General features: G+C 60.4%; 21 protein-coding genes. 11 read left to right on the top strand and 10 right to left on the bottom strand.

The window, feature by feature from the left end; genetic code table 11:
- Window position 1 precedes the first annotated feature (1 nt).
- Complete coding sequence (locus tag QF043_RS15670) at window positions 2-544, top strand: DUF924 family protein (protein WP_307421408.1); 543 nt, start codon at window positions 2-4, stop codon at window positions 542-544.
- Between the two features lie 27 nt (window positions 545-571).
- Here QF043_RS15670 and QF043_RS15665 read toward each other — a convergent pair whose 3' ends face one another.
- On the bottom strand, window positions 572-2,011 hold the full coding sequence (locus QF043_RS15665; RefSeq protein WP_307419249.1) for a hypothetical protein: 1,440 nt from the start codon (window positions 2,009-2,011) through the stop codon (window positions 572-574).
- 186 nt (window positions 2,012-2,197) lie between these two features.
- Here QF043_RS15665 and yfcF point away from each other — a divergent pair, with 186 nt between their 5' ends.
- Window positions 2,198-2,830, top strand: a complete 633-nt coding sequence (gene yfcF / locus QF043_RS15660; RefSeq protein WP_307419248.1) for a glutathione transferase — start codon at window positions 2,198-2,200, stop codon at window positions 2,828-2,830.
- A 3-nt stretch (window positions 2,831-2,833) separates the two neighbouring features.
- On the opposite strand, the gene QF043_RS15655 is transcribed toward yfcF, so the two are convergent.
- Window positions 2,834-3,079, bottom strand: a complete 246-nt coding sequence (locus QF043_RS15655) for a hypothetical protein (RefSeq protein WP_307419247.1) — start codon at window positions 3,077-3,079, stop codon at window positions 2,834-2,836.
- Between the two features lie 143 nt (window positions 3,080-3,222).
- Here QF043_RS15655 and QF043_RS15650 point away from each other — a divergent pair, with 143 nt between their 5' ends.
- Both QF043_RS15650 and QF043_RS15645 read left to right on the top strand, forming a co-directional pair.
- The gene (locus tag QF043_RS15650; RefSeq protein ID WP_307419246.1) at window positions 3,223-3,867 is read left to right on the top strand and encodes an ATPase; all 645 of its coding nucleotides are present in this window, start codon (window positions 3,223-3,225) and stop codon (window positions 3,865-3,867) included.
- Window positions 3,868-3,900: 33 nt separating this feature from the next.
- Window positions 3,901-4,242, top strand: coding sequence for a hypothetical protein (locus QF043_RS15645; RefSeq protein ID WP_307419245.1), 342 nt, complete (start codon window positions 3,901-3,903; stop codon window positions 4,240-4,242).
- Window positions 4,243-4,373: 131 nt separating this feature from the next.
- On the opposite strand, the gene QF043_RS15640 is transcribed toward QF043_RS15645, so the two are convergent.
- Window positions 4,374-5,120, bottom strand: coding sequence for a creatininase family protein (locus tag QF043_RS15640; protein ID WP_305459573.1), 747 nt, complete (start codon window positions 5,118-5,120; stop codon window positions 4,374-4,376).
- A 30-nt stretch (window positions 5,121-5,150) separates the two neighbouring features.
- Window positions 5,151-5,864: a murein L,D-transpeptidase catalytic domain family protein gene (locus QF043_RS15635; protein WP_056859212.1), complete on the bottom strand. Its 714-nt coding sequence runs from the start codon at window positions 5,862-5,864 to the stop codon at window positions 5,151-5,153.
- A gap of 41 nt (window positions 5,865-5,905) precedes the next feature.
- Here QF043_RS15635 and QF043_RS15630 point away from each other — a divergent pair, with 41 nt between their 5' ends.
- Window positions 5,906-7,489, top strand: coding sequence for a murein L,D-transpeptidase (locus QF043_RS15630; RefSeq protein ID WP_307419244.1), 1,584 nt, complete (start codon window positions 5,906-5,908; stop codon window positions 7,487-7,489).
- 533 nt (window positions 7,490-8,022) lie between these two features.
- Here QF043_RS15630 and QF043_RS15625 read toward each other — a convergent pair.
- Entirely contained in the window at window positions 8,023-8,541 is a 519-nt protein-coding gene (locus tag QF043_RS15625; protein ID WP_307419243.1) for an AAA family ATPase, read from the bottom strand.
- A 42-nt stretch (window positions 8,542-8,583) separates the two neighbouring features.
- Entirely contained in the window at window positions 8,584-9,612 is a 1,029-nt protein-coding gene (locus QF043_RS15620) for an alginate lyase family protein (protein ID WP_307419242.1), read from the bottom strand.
- A 104-nt stretch (window positions 9,613-9,716) separates the two neighbouring features.
- On the opposite strand from QF043_RS15620, the gene dapF reads away from it, so the two are divergent.
- Entirely contained in the window at window positions 9,717-10,520 is an 804-nt protein-coding gene (dapF, locus tag QF043_RS15615; RefSeq protein ID WP_307419241.1) for a diaminopimelate epimerase, read from the top strand.
- On the opposite strand, the gene QF043_RS15610 is transcribed toward dapF, so the two are convergent.
- Window positions 10,517-11,650 (bottom strand): PAS domain-containing sensor histidine kinase, encoded by a 1,134-nt coding sequence (locus QF043_RS15610; RefSeq protein ID WP_307419240.1) that lies wholly within the window; start codon window positions 11,648-11,650, stop codon window positions 10,517-10,519. The genes dapF and QF043_RS15610 overlap by 4 nt on opposite strands.
- Entirely contained in the window at window positions 11,640-12,458 is an 819-nt protein-coding gene (locus tag QF043_RS15605; protein ID WP_307419239.1) for an alpha/beta fold hydrolase, read from the bottom strand. Before QF043_RS15605 ends, QF043_RS15610 begins: the two co-directional genes overlap by 11 nt.
- Window positions 12,459-12,585: 127 nt before the next feature.
- Between QF043_RS15605 and QF043_RS15600 the strand changes: the two genes are divergently transcribed.
- Together QF043_RS15600 and QF043_RS15595 are read left to right on the top strand one after the other, a co-directional pair.
- Window positions 12,586-13,797, top strand: coding sequence for a YgcG family protein (locus tag QF043_RS15600; RefSeq protein WP_307419238.1), 1,212 nt, complete (start codon window positions 12,586-12,588; stop codon window positions 13,795-13,797).
- A gap of 110 nt (window positions 13,798-13,907) precedes the next feature.
- Window positions 13,908-14,453, top strand: a complete 546-nt coding sequence (locus tag QF043_RS15595; protein ID WP_307419237.1) for a GNAT family N-acetyltransferase — start codon at window positions 13,908-13,910, stop codon at window positions 14,451-14,453.
- 4 nt (window positions 14,454-14,457) lie between these two features.
- Here QF043_RS15595 and QF043_RS15590 read toward each other — a convergent pair whose 3' ends face one another.
- Window positions 14,458-14,952 carry a DUF1543 domain-containing protein gene (locus tag QF043_RS15590; protein ID WP_307419236.1) on the bottom strand — a complete coding sequence of 165 codons (495 nt, stop codon included), beginning with the start codon at window positions 14,950-14,952 and terminating at the stop codon, window positions 14,458-14,460.
- 106 nt (window positions 14,953-15,058) lie between these two features.
- Here QF043_RS15590 and QF043_RS15585 point away from each other — a divergent pair, with 106 nt between their 5' ends.
- Complete coding sequence (locus QF043_RS15585) at window positions 15,059-15,880, top strand: aldo/keto reductase (protein ID WP_307419235.1); 822 nt, start codon at window positions 15,059-15,061, stop codon at window positions 15,878-15,880.
- Window positions 15,881-15,933: 53 nt separating this feature from the next.
- On the opposite strand, the gene QF043_RS15580 is transcribed toward QF043_RS15585, so the two are convergent.
- Complete coding sequence (locus tag QF043_RS15580) at window positions 15,934-16,449, bottom strand: Hcp family type VI secretion system effector (protein ID WP_017136833.1); 516 nt, start codon at window positions 16,447-16,449, stop codon at window positions 15,934-15,936.
- A 480-nt stretch (window positions 16,450-16,929) separates the two neighbouring features.
- On the opposite strand from QF043_RS15580, the gene tssA reads away from it, so the two are divergent.
- Window positions 16,930-18,513 carry a type VI secretion system protein TssA gene (gene tssA / locus QF043_RS15575; RefSeq protein ID WP_307419234.1) on the top strand — a complete coding sequence of 528 codons (1,584 nt, stop codon included), beginning with the start codon at window positions 16,930-16,932 and terminating at the stop codon, window positions 18,511-18,513.
- Between the two features lie 35 nt (window positions 18,514-18,548).
- Window positions 18,549-19,046: a type VI secretion system contractile sheath small subunit gene (gene tssB, locus QF043_RS15570; RefSeq protein ID WP_307419233.1), complete on the top strand. Its 498-nt coding sequence runs from the start codon at window positions 18,549-18,551 to the stop codon at window positions 19,044-19,046.
- The last annotated feature ends 11 nt before the right edge of the window (window positions 19,047-19,057 follow it).

Below are 19,057 nucleotides of genomic sequence, written 5' to 3'. Positions count from 1 at the left end.
CATGAACGAACAATCCGCCGAGGCAGTGATCGCGTTCTGGAAGCAGGCCGGGCCCAAGCGCTGGTTCGCCAAGGATGAGGCGTTTGACGCAGCCTTTCGCGAGACCTTTCACGCCACGCATATGCAAGCCGCCCGGCGTGAGTTGGAGGGTTGGCTGGATTCGGCGCCGGGCGCTTTGGCCTTGTTGATTCTGTTGGACCAATACCCACGCAATGCCTTTCGCGGTACAGCACATATGTTTGCTACCGACCCGCTGGCGCGTTTATACGCCTACCGGATGGTGGACGCCGGGTTGGATCAACAGATCGAGCCGCAACTGCGCGCCTTCTGTTACCTGCCGTTTGAACATTCCGAAGACCCGGCGGACCAGCAGCATTCGCTGGCGTTGAACCAGCATTTGGACGCCAGCACCTACCATTGGGCCAAGGAGCACGCCGATATCATTGAACGGTTTGGACGGTTTCCCCATCGCAACGCGGTGTTGGCCAGGGCAACCACCGAACTCGAACACGAGTTTCTCAAGGCCGGCGGCTTCGCCGGCTAGGCCGCGGTCGCGTGATCGTGCGTGGTCCTAGGCCTCGGTGGGCGCCAGGGTTGCCTTGGTAGCCACTGGACGAAAGCGCCGCAGTCCCTTTAGGTCGACCGCCCAGCGCAGTGCTTCGGTGGCCGAGGGGCGCGGGCCATGGGTAATCGCGTTTTCATCCTGGGTGAGCGTGCCGAGGTAGCCCTGTGCACCGCCGCGCTCGCTCCAGTAGCGGGTGTGGCTGAGCCAGGAGCGGGCGAGCCAGCCTTTCCAGGTGCCCACGGTGACGGGTAAATCCAGCACGCCTGCACCCATCACCGGCTTGACCGGGCCGCCGACGATATCGCCAAACAAGCCGTAGGGCGCCGGGAAGTACAGGTTGGTCCAGCGCGTTACGGCAAACGCCGCGGCGTGATGCAGGTACTGCGGGGTGAACGGTTTTTGCCCGAGCATCACCGGCTGGCGGGCGTTGTAGCCGTAGCCCTTGGTGTCTTCGGTAGGCGGGCAGGCCGGCGCTTCGCGGCGCTCGATGCGTTTTTTAAAGTCACTTACGCTGCGGCCCAGCAACAGGCTGGCGTGGGCCATGGGGCTACCCACCGTGACCAAATCCGTGATGCGCCAGGGGTTGCCCAGGCCGCGTTGTTCGATAAACGCTTGGGCCTGTTGTTCACGAAATCTCAGGACACTGCCCAGGCTACCGTCGAGGGCGGCGCCGGCGTTGGGCAGCGTTTCGTTGATCACCGGTTGCAGCGGTTGGTGCTCGGCATAACGGTCGGCCAGCTCGCGGTTGCTGGGGATCACCTTGGTCAGTTGATCGTGATGTTCATGCCACAGGTAGCCGACGATGTCGTAGGCAATCACACTGCCCAAACTGTGGCCGACGACGATGATGCGGTCGTAGTCGCCCTTGTTGTGCAGGGCGCGCAGCAACGCGACGCCATCGGCGCGGATCTGTTCGCGCACCACCACGTTCTGTGGGTTGGGGCTCAGGTAGCGTGCCGCATCGCCCAGGTAGGACAGCGCGGAATAACGCAGCCCCAGGCCGATGGCTCCAAGCAGCAGCGGCACCAGCGCGAAGGGGTTGTTGTTGTGGTCGAACCGGCCCCAGGCCGTGGCGAGGGTGCCGCTGGCAATCAGCAGCAGGAGCACCAGCACCGTCCAGCGCGTGGTTCGCCAGATCGGCACGATGGCCTCGGGAATGTCACGGCGCGGGCGCTTGAAAATATCCCACAACCAGCCCAGCAGGTGGCCAACCTTGGTGCCCTGCATCTTGTGGGCCCAGTAATACTCGTAGAAATCCGTGCTGGTGCGACCCGACGACTTCAATACACGCAGGTCAAAGTTGCGCGAAAGCCGGTCCGGCTTGCTCCAGTAAAACGGCGTGCCATCGGGCGTGTCCGCCGGGATCATCGCTTCGACGAAGCCGCGCAAAGTGTCCATCGGGCGCTGTTCGCCGATGCCATGGATAACCACAACTGCTTGTTTCATAAGCTTATCTTCCTTGAAAGCTATGGGTGAGTGGTGCGAAGGCCGGAAAGGCATCGCGGGGTGGCAAAGAGCTATGATCTTGCCATTAATGCTGCTATTCCCGCCAGGAATGCCTCCATAAAAACTGCGCATTGTCTTTCTGGGCGCCGATCTCGTAGCGTGGGCCTTCATCCAAGGAGAACCTCTATGCCAGCACCGTCGTTGCGCCTTTATGTCGATGCTCAATTCACCAGCCCCTACGCCCTGTCGGTGTTCGTCACCCTGTTGGAAAAGGGCCTGGCCTTCGAAACCGTCACCCTTGACCTGGACACGGCGCAAAACCGCACGGCGGAATTTGCCCAACTGTCGCTGACCCAGCGCGTGCCCACGTTGGTGCAAGGCGACTTTGCATTGTCGGAATCCTCGGCGATCAGCGAATACCTGGATGAGGCCTACCCCGAGACCACGGTTTACCCGACGGACGCAAAACAGCGGGCGAGGGCGCGTCAGGTCCAGGCGTGGCTGCGCAGCGACTTGCAGGCGATTCGTCAGGAACGCTCGACGCTGGTGGTGTTTTACGGGCAGAAGAGGCCGCCGCTGTCGCCTGCAGGTGAGGCGGCCGCGCGCAAGTTGATCAGCGCGGCGCAGGCGTTATTGGCAGGCCACTCGGAATACCTGTTCGGCGCGTGGTCGATTGCCGATGTTGACCTGGCCGTGATGCTCAACCGTCTGATCCTCAACGGTGACAACGTGCCGTCCGAGCTGGTGGCCTATGCACAACGCCAATGGCAGCGGCCCTCGGTGCAGGCCTGGGTCAACCTGCAACGCCCGGCGCTCTAGGGGTTACAGCCATTCCTGGGCCACACGCCGGTCCAGGTCTTCCCAATCGGCCATGCCCAGCACCCGTGTGGTGTTCAAACCGCGCAGGTAGCCGCGCAGTTGCTGGACAGTGGCGTAACGCAGGTCGGCTTCTGCGGTTTCGTCCTGCAGCACGTTTTCATAATCGACCAGGTAATCGGCGACCCGCTCGCGAAACTCCGGCAATACGGCTTCGCGGATGCGGTCGAAGGTTTTCTGGTGGGGCTTCATGGCGTGGTCCTTATAGGTTTTATGAGAAGAGGCTGCCTGACACTATCGGTTCAAATGATAGTCACCATCAAGGATCACACGTTCTGTTTTTGCGCCAAAAGCGGACAATCGCCCCATCGACACGCAGCTCAAGGAAATGCGCGATGAGGACGATAATTCAGCTGGGCCTGATGATACTGATGCTTGGCACCACGGTGCTGGCCAACCCGGCGATTGCCGATGATCTGCGTACCGGCCATTTGCTGCCCCTCGTCGGTAGCGTAGACTCCCTGCGGCACGCGCAATCGGTGGGGGTGCTGTACAGCGAAAACACCCGCGACAACCTCAGCTACCTTGAACGCTACCACGCCATGGCCATGAACGGCGCCAAGGATGCCCTCGACGGGCGCATCCGTGAGGCATTCGTCAACAGCTCCGACCCGGAACTGGCGATCGATTGGTTAATGAGTTCGTTGCAGGGCACTTTTCTTGCCGTAACGGTCTATAGCAGCCTGGATGAACTGGTGCAGGCGCACCCGGATGTGGTGGTGGTGCTCGATACCCACAACCAACTGTTGACCCAGCGTAACGATCAGGTTGAGGCGCGCTTTGTTGCACGCTTCTATGACGCAAACCTGCAATACATCGCCAAGGCCGAAGGCTCGGTGCACAAGCAAGTGCCGTCGGTGTGGGTGCATGACAAGGCGGCGCCGGAAATTGCCGCACAGATTGAACAGCAGCGTGATGTACAGCTTGATGCGTTGAAGCAGTTCGATGTGTCGCTCAAGGCGTTGGTACGCGCCAGTTGATATGAACTTTTCTTTTTATACTCAGGATTTTATATGCGCGCTTTTTTCATTCCGGCCCTGGCCGCGGCACCTTTGTTGCTGACCGGTTGTATCACCGCTCCCAATGCTCCGAGCTTGACCCTGCAAACCGACAAGACGCCTGAGGGCTATGTGCAGTGCGTATTGCCCAAGCTTGAAAAGCACGGCATCACCTCGACCGTGACCCAGAACTCGCGTCACGCCAAAGTGGTGTTGACCAGCAAGATTGCTGCCGATGATGTGCTGGAAGCCTACAAGTCCCAGGACGGCACCAAGGTGTTCCTGTATGAGCGCAAGCCACTGGCGTCGGCGATCAAGCCTTCGCGGCTGGAGTTGGCGGCGCAGGATTGCAAATAATCCTAGTAGGCGTGCAGATTTAAATGTGGGAGCGGGCTTGCTCGCGAAAGCGGTAGATCAGTCAGTAAAGATGTCGACTGATACTCCGCTTTCGCGAGCAAGCCCGCTCCCACATTGTGCTGTGTGTTCGGCTAAGGTTTGGCTTCGTTGCTGAAGGCGTTCACGGTGTTGACCAACCCCTTGGCCGCCAACGCTACCAATTCACCGCCTTTTTCCACCGTCGCCAACGCCGGGTCCGAACCCATGCGCCCATCCGGGAAACGCGCGCGAAAATCCAGCGCTTCGCGGATCGGCCCGGTGTTGGCGATTTGCGGCGAATACTCGGCCGACTTGATCGATTCCGGGTACGCCCACTGCGTCACCGCAATCTCCGACGGCGTGGCATGGCTGCCGTGGCCCACCGGGAATTGGCGGTGAGCCAACTCATTGACGCCTTCCAGGTCCCACCAGTTCACCAGCTTGAGCGCAAACCCGGCGGGGCGGCGAGCGTAGCTGGCTTCGGCGTACAGCTCGGAAAAAGCCGCTTCGATAGTGGCGATATTGCCGCCGTGACCATTCAAGAACAGGATTTTGTCGAAACCATGCCCGGCCAATGAACGCACCCAGTCGCCAATTGCAGCGATAAAGGTGGAAGGGCGCAACGAAATGGTGCCGGGAAAGCCCAGGTGGTGCTGGGCCATGCCGATATTGAAGGTCGGGCCGATCAGAATGTCGGCGTTCTTCTGCGCCTCATGGGCGATGATTTCCGGGCACATCCAGTCAGTGCCCAGCAGGCCGGTGGGGCCGTGTTGTTCGTTGGAGCCGATGGGGATCACCACCGTGCGGCTGCGCTCCAGAAACTGCCCGATCTCGATCCAGGTGGATGTGTGTAGAAGCATGCGACGCTCTCTTTTATCTGTGGGGACAGGCTAACCACCACGGATTGTACGACTACTCGCCACTTGTTGGGGCTTGCAGTTCAAGTACGTCGAAGACTTCAGCCAGCGCTGGTCCGGGTACCAGGAGAACATGAACTGCCCATCCTTGAGTTTGTCTACCACTTGGCGCGCCACTTGCGGGCGCACGGCCGGGCAGCCCTGGCTGCGGCCGATACGGCCTTCGCGCCTGCTCCAGGCCGGGTTGACGTAGTCGGCCGCATGGATCACCAGCGCGCGGTCGCGGGCCTGGTCATTGAAGCCCGGCTCCAGGCCGTCCATGCGCAACGAGTAGCCGTGGGTGCCCAGGTAACTTTCCTGGGTGCGGAACAAACCCAGGCTGGATTGGTGGCTGCCTTCTCGATTGGAAAATTGCGTGGCAAAGTTTTCCCCGGATTTGGCACCATGGGCCACCAGGTCGCGCAGTACCAGGGTCTTCTTGCGCAGGTCGAAGATCCACAGCCGACGGGCGGTCGAGGGCTGGGAGTAGTCAATGACGGCCAGGCGATCCGAACGCTCTTCGCCGTTATTGACCGCGCATTGCACCGCGCTCAGGGCGCTTTTCAGTACCGTGGGATTGAGTTCTGGAGCCGAGCGCGCCAGGCTGCTATACAAAGTAGGAGGGTTGGCAGTGGCGGCGAGCGTAACATTGCTCAGCGAAGCCAGGGCCACGGCGATCAAGCCGGCGCGGCAAATTAAAGTCAGCATGTACAGTACATCCCCCCCGCTGTGGATTGGAGTTGAGTCAATTGTTCAAAAAACACGCATGTTACTTGAGCATTTGCCTGCTCGTTGCACCACTGGTCGCGACAGCTGATGAGCTGCCGGTGGATGCCGTACCGGTGGTTTCGACCAGCCCGGTGCAGTTGGCCCTTTCTCAACTGCCCAGCGTTTGCCCCGACCTTGCCGCGCAGATAGACGCCACGGCCCAAGCGCGCTTGCAGGCGCTCTACCAGCAACAGGGCAATGTGACGCTGTGGTCCGATGAGCGCCGCCACGCACTGCAATCTCAGTTGTTGATGCTGGCCGACGATGGCCTGGAGCCCTCCCACTATAGCCTGCCTATCGTGGAGGCCACGGGTAACATGCTGTGCAGCGATATCGGCAGCAGCCGGCAATACCTGCAAGCCCTGCAGGATTTACATTACGGGCGCCTGCAACAATCGCGTTTCGAGCCGCTGTGGCATTCCCAGCCACCCACCCTCGACCCCAATATTCAAGTGCTGGCCTTCGCCGCCACCGGCCTGCAAGACATGGCCCAAGCCTTTGACCAGGCGCGCCCCAGCGCTGATCTGTACCGCAGTTTGCGCAATACCTATGCCACTGTGCGCCTGCAGCCGTTGCCCCATTGGGACCCGGTCGCCACCGGGCCGCTGCTCAAGCCAGGCATGGACGACCCGCGCGTGCCCGAACTGGCGCGGCGCTTGTACAGCGGTGGCTACCTGGCCCAGGCGCCGACGGGCAACAGCCGGCAGTACCGCGATGAGTTGGTCAAGGCGGTCAAGGCCTTCCAGCTCAGCCACTCGCTGCAGGCCGACGGTGTAATAGGCACAGGCACCGTGGCCGAACTCAATATCAGCCCGGCGATGCGCCGCGACCAGCTGCGCATCAACCTCGAACGCTTCCGCTGGCTGGCCCAGGACCTGGAGCCCGAAGGCGTGGTGGTCAATGTCGCGGGCGCGCAACTGAGCGTCTACCAGAGCGGCATCCCGGTGTGGCAAACCCGCCTGCAAGTCGGGCGTGCCGAGCGCCAGACGCCACTGCTCAAGTCGCGCATTACCCGGCTGACCCTCAACCCCACGTGGACCATTCCGCCGACCATCATGCGTGAGGACAAACTCCCGGCCATCCGCCTCAACCCCGAATACCTGCGCCAGCAAAACCTGCAAGTGCTCGACGCCCAGGGCCGCCCATTGACGGCCGACCAGGTGGATTGGTCGCACCCCGGCAACATTCTGCTGCGCCAGGAAGCCGGCCCGCGCAACCCCCTGGGCCGCATCGTGATGCGCTTTCCCAACCCCTATTCCGTTTACCTGCACGACACGCCGAGCCAGCCGCTGTTTACCAAAGGCCCACGGGCCTTCAGTTCGGGCTGTGTGCGGGTTGAGCAACCGATGATGCTGCGCGACCTGCTGGTAACCCCGGCCGAACGCACACGCACCGAAGAATTGCTCGCCACCGGCACAACCCATGAATTCAGGCTGGCCACGCCGGTGCCGGTGCTGTTGGGCTACTGGACAGTGGAAGTCGATCGCCAAGGCGGGTTGGTGTACTCGCCGGATATTTATGGGCGTGACCCGGTGTTGGTGAAGGCGATGGGGGCGGTGCTGTGATAGAGGCAGGTATCTTCAATCTTATAAGTTTATTTTAGCTTGTGAGCTATAACTAAAAGGTCTTTAGAACTGTCAGATTTGACAGTGGAGTTTGGAATCGATCTAAAGGATTGTTGAGGTTCCATCAAAACTATAAAGGCCAAATCTGATGAATTTTCTTGCTCGTTTATACGTTAAAGTCATCGCATTGGCATTGTTGTCGTGCGTGGCTGTTATCGCACAAGCTCAGAGCTGTACCGATGTATGGAAAACGACCTCTGCGGCAGCAACGTGCATACTTACAGTAAATCCCATTCCTGAGTCCGTGCCGTCACGGACAGCAGATAAGCAAGGTTTGCCCTTCCAAAATTGTGAAATACACGCTTCGTGTTTAACTGGGAAAAGCATTCCTATTGATCCAACTAATATGAAGTCAGTAATGAACGCTGAATACAAGCAAAATGACATCACGGTTTACATTGACTATCTAAGTGGTCTCAAAAACTGTAGTGGGAGATTGCAACAGATGTGTCAGTAAGTTTAGCTCCGACAACTCAAACCTGATTGCCACTTCCTCCATGAATGTATTCCAAGGTGGTGGCAACCGCTTGAGCTGTACTGACGAATGCGGTGTCGATAGTGAACACATTTTCACTCCTGGTTTCATAGTGACGTTCCCATATCGACTGCCATGTGGGCGGTACCAACCCGCTAATATCGCCTGTGCGGCTTTCCACACGGCGCCGATGTTCCCGCAGGTCAGAGCAAACCACTTCAATATCAAGCAGCTCGGCACCCGCTGTCGCCGCCACGGCGTGCCATGCCTCCCGGCTCTCCCTCACCGGGTTCACACAGTCGGCAATCACCGTCTGCCCCAGTCGCAGGTTACTCAAGGCCAGCGCATTCGCCACGCCATAACCGCTGGCACCCACATCGCTGGTCAGTACGTTTGCATCCCGAAGCGCCTGCTCAATCACATCAATACGCAGGTAAACCGCGTTTATTCGACGTGCCAGCTCGCTGGCAATGGTGGTCTTGCCGGTGCCGGGCAGGCCGCTGAATACAATAAGCATGGTCAATCCTTCGAGTAGGGCGCCTGGCCAGTCTAGCGTTGCTTATTTCAAATAGCAGGCGCTGATCCAGTCGGCGGGGCGGGCGGCCAATTGCGCGGCCACGGGTAGGTAGCGCTGATCCAGTTGCGCCGCCAGCCAGAACAACGTGGCGCTGCTTTTGGCATCCCAGGTGCCGCTGTAGCCGGCTTCGCCCACCTTGGCGCGGTCTTTGTCGAACTGTACGTGGGTATGCAGGAATTCCTGGTGGCTGCGTTGCCCGGTGGCGTAAGGCACCAGCCAATCCAGGGCGGCGCGCAGCGACGCGCCATTGGTCTTGAGGTTGAGCCAGTCGCCGCCGTAGGGCTTGGCCGCCAGTGCGGCCTGCACCAGCGGTTCAAGGTCGTAGACCACGTAATGCAGGGCGTCACGGTCCTGGAAGTCGGTGACCGAGCCGTCAGGCAGGATATTGTCGGCCACTTGCTGTTTAAACAGCTGATGGGCCTGCTCAAGCATGGCTCGGTCGTCGAGTGCGGCGGCGGCCAGGGTCACCAACTTGACGCGGTGGCTTTGCCAGTTATTGGTCTGGGTGCCTTTTTTCTGCCCGTGGAATTGCTCGATATGCGCGATGTAGCCATTGCCCAGGCTGCTGATCAAGCGGCGGCTGGCGGCGCGGGTTTCCAGGCGCAAATGGTCGGCGGTCAGCGCATAGGCCGTGATCAGCATATCGAGGTTGGTTTCGTCGATGGGGTTGAAGTCCGGCTGGTAGACATCGGCCCAGGCGGCAAGGTACTCGTCGACTTGCTTGAGGTAACGCGGGTCACCGCTGATGCGCCAGGCCAGCGCCGCCTGGCGCATCAGCGGCCAGTCCTTTTCGGCAACCATGCTTTGCTCGCGAATGCCATGGTTTGGCAGGGTGCCTTCGGTGTGCACATGCGGCAACGGCGCTGGCAGGTCGACCCAATGCCGTTGGGCGGCGGCCAACAGGGCTTTGGTGGCAGGGTTTGCAGCCGCAGGCTGGCAGAGGCTTGCAGCCGTCGTCATCGCGGGCAACGCGGCCAGCAGTAAGGTGAAGGCAAAAGTCGTTTTGTTCATGAGCGGTTCTGTTGGGCAGGGATGCGCCAACGCTAGCACGCGGCTGAAACAGCCTGGATGAAACTCCCGTATGCTTGCAGGCTGATCTCGACCGAGGACCGTCCATGACCTTGCCCTTTGTGAAGATGCATGCCCATGGCGACGATTTCATCATCATCGACCGCCGTGGCCAGGATGACCCGATCACTGCGCAGGTCGCCCGGCGCCTGGGCAACCGCCACACCGGTATCGGCTTCAACCAACTGGCCGTGGTGCTCGACTGCGAAGATGCCCTGGCCCGCATCAAGTTCTGGAACCCCAACGGTACACCGCTGCAAACCTGCGGCAGCGCCACCCGCGGCGTGGCCGACCGCTTGATGCATGAAACCGGCCGCGACACTGTCGTACTGCGCACCGATCGAGGCTTGCTGACCTGTGTGCGGGCCGCCGGGCAGCAAGTGTCGGTGGACATGGGCGCGCCCTCGTTGGACTGGTCTGCCGTGCCGCTGGCCGAAGCGCTGGACACCCGCACCTTGCCCATCGATGGCGCGCCTGCCGCCTGCAGCATGGGCAACCCGCATTGCACCTATTTTGTCGACGACATCAGCGGCATCGACCTGGAAGCCGTGGGCCCGGCGCTGGAAACCCATCCGCTGTTCCCGGCCAACACCAATGTGCATTTTGTGCAGGTGCTGGACCGCTCTCACATCCGCCTGCGGATCTGGGAGCGCGGCGGGGGCGTGCCGCTGGGTTCCGGCTCCTGCTGCTGCGGCGCGGTGGTCAATGGGATTCGGCGCGGGTTGCTGGACGCTACGGTTGAGGTGCAGTGCGACGGTGGCACGGTCACTGTGCAGTGGGATGGGCAGGGCGGTGTGGTGTTGACCGGCCGTGTCGAGCCGGTCATGCAGGGCACGGCGTACCGGGTCTAAAGCGTCACGGTAAAGGTCGTGCCCTTGGTGGCGCAGGAACTCACCACCACGTCGCCACCGTGGGCCTTGGCCAGTTCACGCACGATATACAGGCCCAGCCCCACACTGCGCACCTCGCTGCCTTGGTCGGTGCCACGGGTCATGGGCTCGAACAGCCCGGCCAGCAATGTTTGCGGGATCGCGGCGCCGTGGTTATGCACGGCCACCTGGCAGCCGCTCTCGCCCAGGCGTGAAGTGATGGTGATGGGCATCAACAAGTCGCCGTAGGCCACGCTGTTGGCCACCAGGTTACCAATGATCTGCTGCACCCGGTCGGCATCCAGGCACGCTTGGCCCATACCTTCGGCCTGGTGCTTTAACGTGGCCTTGGGGAAGGCCACGCGCAGTTCATCCACGGCGTGCAGGATCACGCTGTGCAAGTCCAAGGGCTTGGTTTTGATGCTGATCCCGTGGCCGACCCGGGCCTGGGTGAAATCCAGCAGGTCGGCAATCATTCGCTGGGCGCGCTCCGAGGACTGGCCGATATGGCCCAGCAACTGGCGCTCCTTGGGCGTGCGCTCGCTGCGCGCGAGCATGTCCGTGGCCATGCGGATGGCGGTCAGTGGGTTTTTCAAGTCATGGCTGACGATCGCCACCATCTGCTCGGCAAACAACGCGCGGCGCTGGGCGATGGCGTAGGCTTCGCTTAGCTCGGCCTGGGCCTGTTGCAGCGCCAATTCGGTGCTGGTGCGTTCCTGCAACAGGGCTTCGGCAAGCTTGCGCGCATTGAGTAGCTCGCGCTCGTACTTGTCACGGTCGGTGGTGCCGAACAGCGCGATCTCGTGTACCAACGCGCCGGCCTGTTCGCGGGCGCTGGCGTTAAGCAATACGGTCACTTTGTGCCCGTCGTGGTGCACCAGGTCGAGTTTGACTTCGCTCACGCTGCCGCGCATGCGCAGCATGGGTGCCAGGTGAGTCTGGTGGAATATTCGCCCGCCCATGGTCAGCAAGTCCTGGAAGCGCCGCCCGCACAGCTCGGCACTGCGCAGCCCCAGCCATCCGCCGAACAGCGTGTTGGCGCGCAGGATCGTGCCCTCCTCAGTGGTGACGGCCAGCGCACAGGCGGCGCTGTCGAACAGGTCAGCCGACATGGGCCACGGCCCACGGCGCCAGGAAGTCGTCCATCGCCGCCGTGCAGGCCAGGGGCGCGCTCATATGCGGGCAATGGCCGATGTTATCGACCAGGCAATAGGTGCTGTTGGGCAGTACGCTGTGCAGGTATTCGCCCACCGCCACTGGCGCAATCAGGTCGTCACGGGATTGCAGGATCAGCACGGGCGTGGTCAGGCCGATCACGTCCTTACGGTTGTCCGACATAAAAGTCACCCGCGCAAATTGCTTGGCGATGTCCGGTTCGGTGCGGCAGAAGCTGTCGCTCAGCTCGGCACTCAACGCCGTTGGCTCGGGGGAGGCGCCCATGATCACCGGGGCCATGGTGCTGGACCAGCCCAGGTAGTTGCTGTCGAGGGTGTCGAGCAGGTCATCGATATCGCTTTGCTTGAAACCGCCGACGTAACCCACGTCGTCGATATAACGCGGGGAAGGGCCGATCATTACATGGGCGGCGATACGGCCTGGTGCCAGGCGGTCAGCAAGGGTGGCGATCATCGCGCTGACCGAATGGCTGACCAGGATCACCGGGCCGCTGGCGAACGCGTCGATAATCTCGTTCAAATCGCGGGCGTAGCCCTCCAGCGCAGCATATTTGGTCTTGTCGAATGCGCTGAGGTCCGACAGGCCGGCGCCCACCAGGTCATACATCACGACGCGAAAACGCTCGGTAAAGTGCGGCGCCAGATAATTCCACATGGCCTGGTTGCAGCCGAAACCGTGGGAGAACACCAAGGTCGTCGTGCCGTTGCCCATCACACTGACGTTGTTGCGGTGCTTTAGGTTCATGGCGTTCTCTGCTATGGCGCATTGCTATATGTGTGGGCAGTTTAGATAGTCGCGGGCGTGGGGTCACGCGTTATACGTCTATAAGGTAAAGTCGACGCCTCTTCGAAGAAACTTCAGGTAACAAAGCATGCGGCTGTATGTGCGCCAATCCGTCTTGAGCCTGCTGTCCCTGCTGCTGATGGGGCTGTTGAGCATGGCCCAGGCGGACACTTCGCCGATCAAGGTCGCCCTCAACCAGCGGGTGATCGACCTCACCAACTCGCTGGATAACGGCACAACCGAGCGCTTGAAGGCTCAACTCGCCGCCCTCGAACAACGCAAGGGCGCCCAGGTTGCCGTGCTGCTGGTGCCCACTACCGGCGGCGCAACCATCGAGGACTTTGCCAACCAGCTGTTCCGTGCCTGGAAACTGGGGCGCAAGGACGTCAATGACGGCATCCTGCTGGTGGTGGCCAAGAACGACCACACAGTGCGTATCGAGGTGGGTTACGGCCTCGAAGCCACGGTTACCGACCTGCTGGCCCATCGCATCATCGAAGAACACATCACCCCGGCGTTTCGCCAGGGCGACTATGCGGGAGGGATTCAACAGGCCGTCGATGACCTGGGCGTGCTGGTAGACGGCGGCGACCTGCCAAAACCAGTGGGGCCTGAGGTCAACCCGCAGGCTATTGCAGTGTTGTTGGCGTTTATCTTGGGGGGCGTCGGCGGTGTGCTGATCGCCGCCGGCAAGCTGCCTTGGCGCCGGGCGTTAATCGCCACCGTGGCAGTTACGGTGCTGTTGACGCTGTATGGGGGCGGCCGCGACTGGCCGATGTACCTGCTGGTATTGCCGCTGACCCTGCTGATTGGCGGCGCGACTTTCGGCGCGTTGTGGCTGGCGCGCACCGTATTTTATTGCGTGATTGGCGTGTTGGCCTACGTTGCCGGACTGCTGGTGGTGGACCACTTCGTGGCCGTCAACTTCGTCCATTGGCTGGTGTGGCCGTTTGGCAGTGCGTTGGTGCTGGGGTTGTACGTGGGGCTGTTTTTCGTTATCCACCAATCCTGGAAGAATAGCCCGCGCTTCTTCCTGCTGCGGGTGCTGGCGGTGGCAGCGGTGTATGTGGCCGTCGGGTTGCTGCTGGGGCATGGTTACCAAGGCTGGATCATCGCCATACCCGCCGCTTCGGTAGTGGCGTTTATTGTATTTTTGCAGAGCATTTCCGATGGCGGCTCGGGTTCGGGGGGCGGCTCTGGCTCAAGCTCCGGCAGCTCGGGTTCAAGCTCCAGTTCAAGCAGCAGCTCGTCCGGGGGTGGGGGTTCCAGCGGTGGCGGTGGGGCATCCGGTAGTTGGTAAGCGCTAGCGCGGTATGTAGCCTACCCATCCTTTGAAACTGAAGCCGGCGTAGAACAGCTCCACGCCTTCGAATCCGGCTTTAACCATCACCCCTTGAGTACGGAGACTCAATGCCTGTTATCAAGCCGCCGCCCATGATTGTTCGGGATGCCATTGCCGAGGACGCCTTATGCATTGGCGTGCTCGGTATGCAGGTGTTTCTCGATACGTATGCCACCCAAGGCATCCGCGCCTCGATTGCCAATGAGGCGTTGCAAGCCTTTGCGCCGCAGACCATCGCCCAGCTGCTGGCACAGCCCGGTCTCTCGCTGGTGGTGGCTGAGTCGCACGGCCACCTTGTTGGCTTCGCCCAGGTCAAACTGCATGCCACTCATTCGATGATCACAGCACCGGATGCCGCCGAGTTGCAGCGCCTCTACATCCAGGAGCGATTTACCGGGCAGGGCATTGGCTATCGGTTGCTGCAGGCGGCGGAACAGCGCGCGGCCCTGGGCGCCGCGTCTTTATTGTGGGCGACCGTGTGGGAAGGCAATGAACGCGCGTTGGGTTTTTACCCTCGACGTGGTTACGAGGTGCTGGGCTCGCCGACCTATACCTTCCAGGGAGAAACCCACGGCAATCGTTTATTTGGCAAAACCTTGGAGCCCTGCACCTAAGGGCTCAGGGCAGGGGGATGTAGTCGTTCTGCTGGATGATCGGCCGGTGTGCGCCTTGCACCAGGTGAACATAGCGCCCGTCCACCAGATCGATAGGCAGGTAGTCGTCAATGTCCATCACGCCATCGGTATGGGCCTGCGACCAGTGCTGCAATAGCTGCTGCTGGCCCTTGCGCTTGGCTTCCTGTTTGTCGCGGGCCACCACCAGTAAGTAATGGTGGGCCTCGCCGAACACCTTGGCTTCATAACCACCCAGGTTGATGAAGTACAGGTGATGGGCACCGGCAGGCGGCGCCATTTGGCTGAGTTCGACCTTCCAGCCGTCTACGCCATCGACCGCCATCCAGGCGTCGATGTGCATACCCTTGGGGCTGCCGAACCAGCCATCGCGCAATTGCGAGTAGGTGGCTTGCAGCGTGTCCGCCACTGCGAACACCACATCGTGAACTTCGATTTTTGCCCTTGGGTGCTTGCCCCCGAGCATGACCACAAACAGCATTACAGTTCCTGCCTGGTGATTGGGTAAAGGCTAACCATACTTCGATTGAACCCTTTTGTCCGGTCAGTGCCACACTGTTAATTCGCCAACTCATCAGGAGGTTGTTATGCGTACCATTGATCTGGCCGGTGTTCCCGTGCCTGTCATCGGCCAAGGCACCTGGCGCATGGGTGAAAACCCGGACCTGCGCAAAGCCGAAGTCACCGCGTTGCAATTGGGTATCGACGAAGGCATGAGCCTGATCGACACCGCTGAAATGTACGGCGAAGGCGGCGCCGAAGAGGTGGTGGGCGAGGCCATTCACGGCAAGCGCGAGCAGGTGTTCCTGGTGAGTAAAGTCTACCCTCACAATGCCAGCCACAAGGGCGTGCCGCGTGCCTGTGAAGCCAGCCTCAAACGGCTGGGCACCGACTATATCGACCTGTACCTGCTGCACTGGCGCGGCCAGTACCCGCTTGAAGAAACCGTCGAAGCGTTTGAACGTCTGCGCGAGGCAGGTAAGATCGGCCGCTGGGGTGTTTCCAACTTTGACGTCGCCGACCTGCAGGAACTTGCGTCCCCCAACTGTGCGACCAACCAGGTGCTCTACAACATCGAAGAGCGGGGTATCGAGTTCGACCTGTTGCCCTGGTGGCAACAGCACCATTTGCCACTGATGGCGTACTGCCCAATTGCCCAGGGCGGCGAACTGCTGTCCAGCCCGACGCTCAAGCAAATTGCCCAGCGACATGAGGCCACACCCGCACAGATCGCCCTGGCCTGGGTACTGCGCCAGGACGGTGTGATTGCCATCCCCAAGGCGGTGAGCCCCGAGCATGTGCGGCTTAACGCGAACGCCGCGAAACTGGTGCTCGACGAGCACGATCTGGATGCGATTGATCGCGTGTTCGGTGCACCCAAGCGCAAGCATCCACTGTCAATGGTCTAGCAGGCCCGCAGAAACGGTGCCGTCCATGGCTGCCGTTTCTGCGTCACCCAGGGCTAGCCGGCGACCGGGCTACGCCAGTCGTCCGAGCCGGAAGTACCCGCCACTTCGTGCGTCCAGATGATCTTGCGATAGGTGAAATGCACGTCTTCCAGATGCGTGAAGTGCGCGTTTTCCGGTGCCTGGCAGTTGGGCATGCGTGACTGGATGTCGACGATGGTCGCCCCCTCAAGCTCGATGGTGAAATAGTGCTCCTGGGTGCCGGCCGAGGAGGTACGGAACCATTGCAGTTGGCATTTGACTTCCTCGCCACTGGTCAGCGCGCTGAACAGCAGGGGCGATGATTTATCGAAGACCTTGCTGATCATCAGCGGTTTGTGAACGCGCTGGCCAGTTGGCTGACCGGATTGCGGGTCACGGGGAATGATCACCTGATGCGAAAAAGCCTGGACCAGGATCTGGTCTTCATGGCCCTCCTGGTAAATGTTGCCTACCGAGTCCTGGGTGAACGTGCCTGCCGTAATCAGTCCTTGTTTGACACCGGTGATCGAGAGGTATGCGGGTGTTGGCATGACGGGTTTCCTTGCCTGATGGTTGAAGTAGTGCCCAGTCGTAGTTGTGCCGGCTGGGCAAGTTCCTATAACAAGAAACGTGCCTGAAATTAACAAGCCCAGTAAAAGCAGGGGGTTTGCTGGTTATTGAACTTGATTTCATTAAGAAGGTGGTCTTTTAATCAGATTTAAATGAAATTGGTTGCGCAGAAGTGTGCATTAATTTGCTCGTCTAGTTTTTTCGTGTGCTTGTTGGAGGAGAGGGTTAATTGAGCATGGTGTGCTGGTTTTGCTGCGCAAAATGGTGCGCACGCCAATGATTTAAGGGGTTGTAGGAAAATCCTTAAGTGCCGATTTGACACTTGCCGGATGTTATTTGTCCGGCTAGTGTTTGCGAACTTCGTGGAGAGAATGGCGAGGTTTTTATAATCGTGTTTTTTTGCGCCTGAGTGTGCTTCAGGTGTGCAGAATTTAATTGTTTTAAATGGTGTGCGGCCCAAAATGGATTATTCAGGCGCTTTGTGTGGTTATTATATTGAACTTGCCTTAGTGCCCTGTTCGCCAGGTAACTTTGCAGGCGCAGACATGCGCTTTTCAAGTGAATATGAGGCTTTGGAGGCCGAGCTTGGCAAGCTGCAATCGATGCATGTCAGCACCCAGCCGGACTGGCAGGCGGTCATGCAGATCAGCGAAAGCCTGTTGCGTCAGCACACCAAGGATCTGCGGGTGGCGGCCTGGTTGACCTGGGCGTTGTACCAACGCGAATCTTTTCCAGGGCTGTTGGCGGGCCTGGGGTTGATGCGTCATTTGTGTGAGCACCATTGGGCGGTTGTCTATCCGCAAAAAATGCGCACCCGTGGCGCAGCACTGGGCTGGTTGGTGCCGCGCCTGGAGCAGGTGTTTGCACACAGCGTTTCGCTCAAGGATCAACAGCCACTATTTCGCTGCATGCTTGAGCACCTGGCGCACCTTGATCGGCTCTGGTCTGCGCACTTGAGTGATGAGGCGCCGCTGTTGTTGCCGCTGCGCAGGCAGTTGACGCAGCGGTTGGAGCAGGCCGCACAAGCAGAACTGCCAGAAGCCGTTTCGGCGGGTGTGATTGCTCAGGTCAAGCAGGCGGCGACGCGGTTGCTGAGCCCCGAGCCGGCAACAGGTCAGGAAAAAACAGGCAACCCTGCGATAGCCAGCGAAAAAGAGGCCCACAAGTCACTGCGCACATTGCAGGAGCATGGACGGCACTTATGCAACTGGTGGCTGCGCCAGGATGCGACCGACCTGCGCGCCTTGCGCCTTAACCGGGCACTCACCTGGCTGGCACTCAACAGCTACCCGGACGCTGACAGTGACCGCCTCACGGTGCTGCGTGGCCCGACGCCCGACAAGCTCAAGCGCTACCGGGAGCGTTTTGCCCAAGGGCATTACGGCGAACTGTTGCTTGAGCTTGAGGCCAGCCTGGCGGGTGCGTTGTTCTGGTTTGACGGCTTGCGCATGGTCTGGGAATGCCTTGAGGCCTTGCAGGCCGATCTGGCCATGACCGAACTGGAAGTCAGCTTCGCGCTGTTACTGCAACGGCTGCCGGACCTGCCCGAATTCAGGTTTCACGAGGGTGCGCCGTTTGCCGATGCCGCCACCCGGGACTGGATCACGCTTCAGGTCGCTCGGCACTTGCAGCCGCCTGCGCCGTCCGCCGTGGTGGTGGATGCCAACGCCGAACCCTGGGAGGCGGCGTTGCAAGAGGTCATGCCCAGGTTGCGCAAGGACGGGCTCAAGGAGGCAATACACGAACTCAAGCAGGGCATGCGCAGCGCACGCAGCGAGCGCGCGCGTTTTCATTGGCGGCTGGCACTGGCGCGATTGTGCCTATCGGCAGGCAAGCATGAGCTGGCGAAGGTGCAGCTGGAAGGCCTGGACCACGAGCTTCAGCGCGCCAGTCTGGATCGCTGGGAGCCGGAACTGGCACTGCAGGTTGCACAGCTTTTGTATCGCTGTTGCGAGCTTTTGCCGCAAAGCCAGGCCATACGCGAGCGCAAGGAAACTACCCACCGAAGGCTCTGCCACTTCGATGTTGAAGCGGTACTTGAATAGGCTTTTGAACCCCCTCGAAAAAAAGGAGATTTACCGTGGCCAAAGAAGGTTCGGTAGCACCCAAGGAACGTATCAATATCACCTTCAAGCCCGCCGTCGGGGGCGCCCAGGAAGAGGTCGAGCTACCGCTGAAGTTGCTGGTGCTGGGCGACTTCGCCCAGCGCGAAGACCCACGCAAGCTCGAAGACCGCAAGCCGATCGGTATCGACAAGAACACCTTTGATGACGTACTGGCCAAACAGGCACTGGCGTTGACCCTGAGCGTGCCTAATCGCCTGCAGGAACAGCCCGATATCGAAGCGCTGTCGATCCAGGTGCGGGTCAACTCGATGAAGGACTTCACCCCGGCGAACCTGGTCGAGCAGATCCCGGAGCTGCAAAAACTCATGGCGCTGCGTGAAGCGCTGATGGCCCTCAAAGGGCCGTTGGGCAACACGCCGAGCTTTCGCAAGGCGATCGAACAGGCGCTGGCGGATGACGACTCCCGCGCCCGGGTATTGGCCGAACTGGGGTTGAGTGACCCAGCAGCCTGACATTTTCAGTA

Source organism: Pseudomonas sp. W3I7 (assembly GCF_030816095.1).
Taxonomy (GTDB): domain Bacteria; phylum Pseudomonadota; class Gammaproteobacteria; order Pseudomonadales; family Pseudomonadaceae; genus Aquipseudomonas; species Aquipseudomonas salomonii.
The sequence above is the reverse complement of the archived record's forward strand: the minus strand, read 5'-3'. Positions and strand labels throughout refer to the sequence as shown.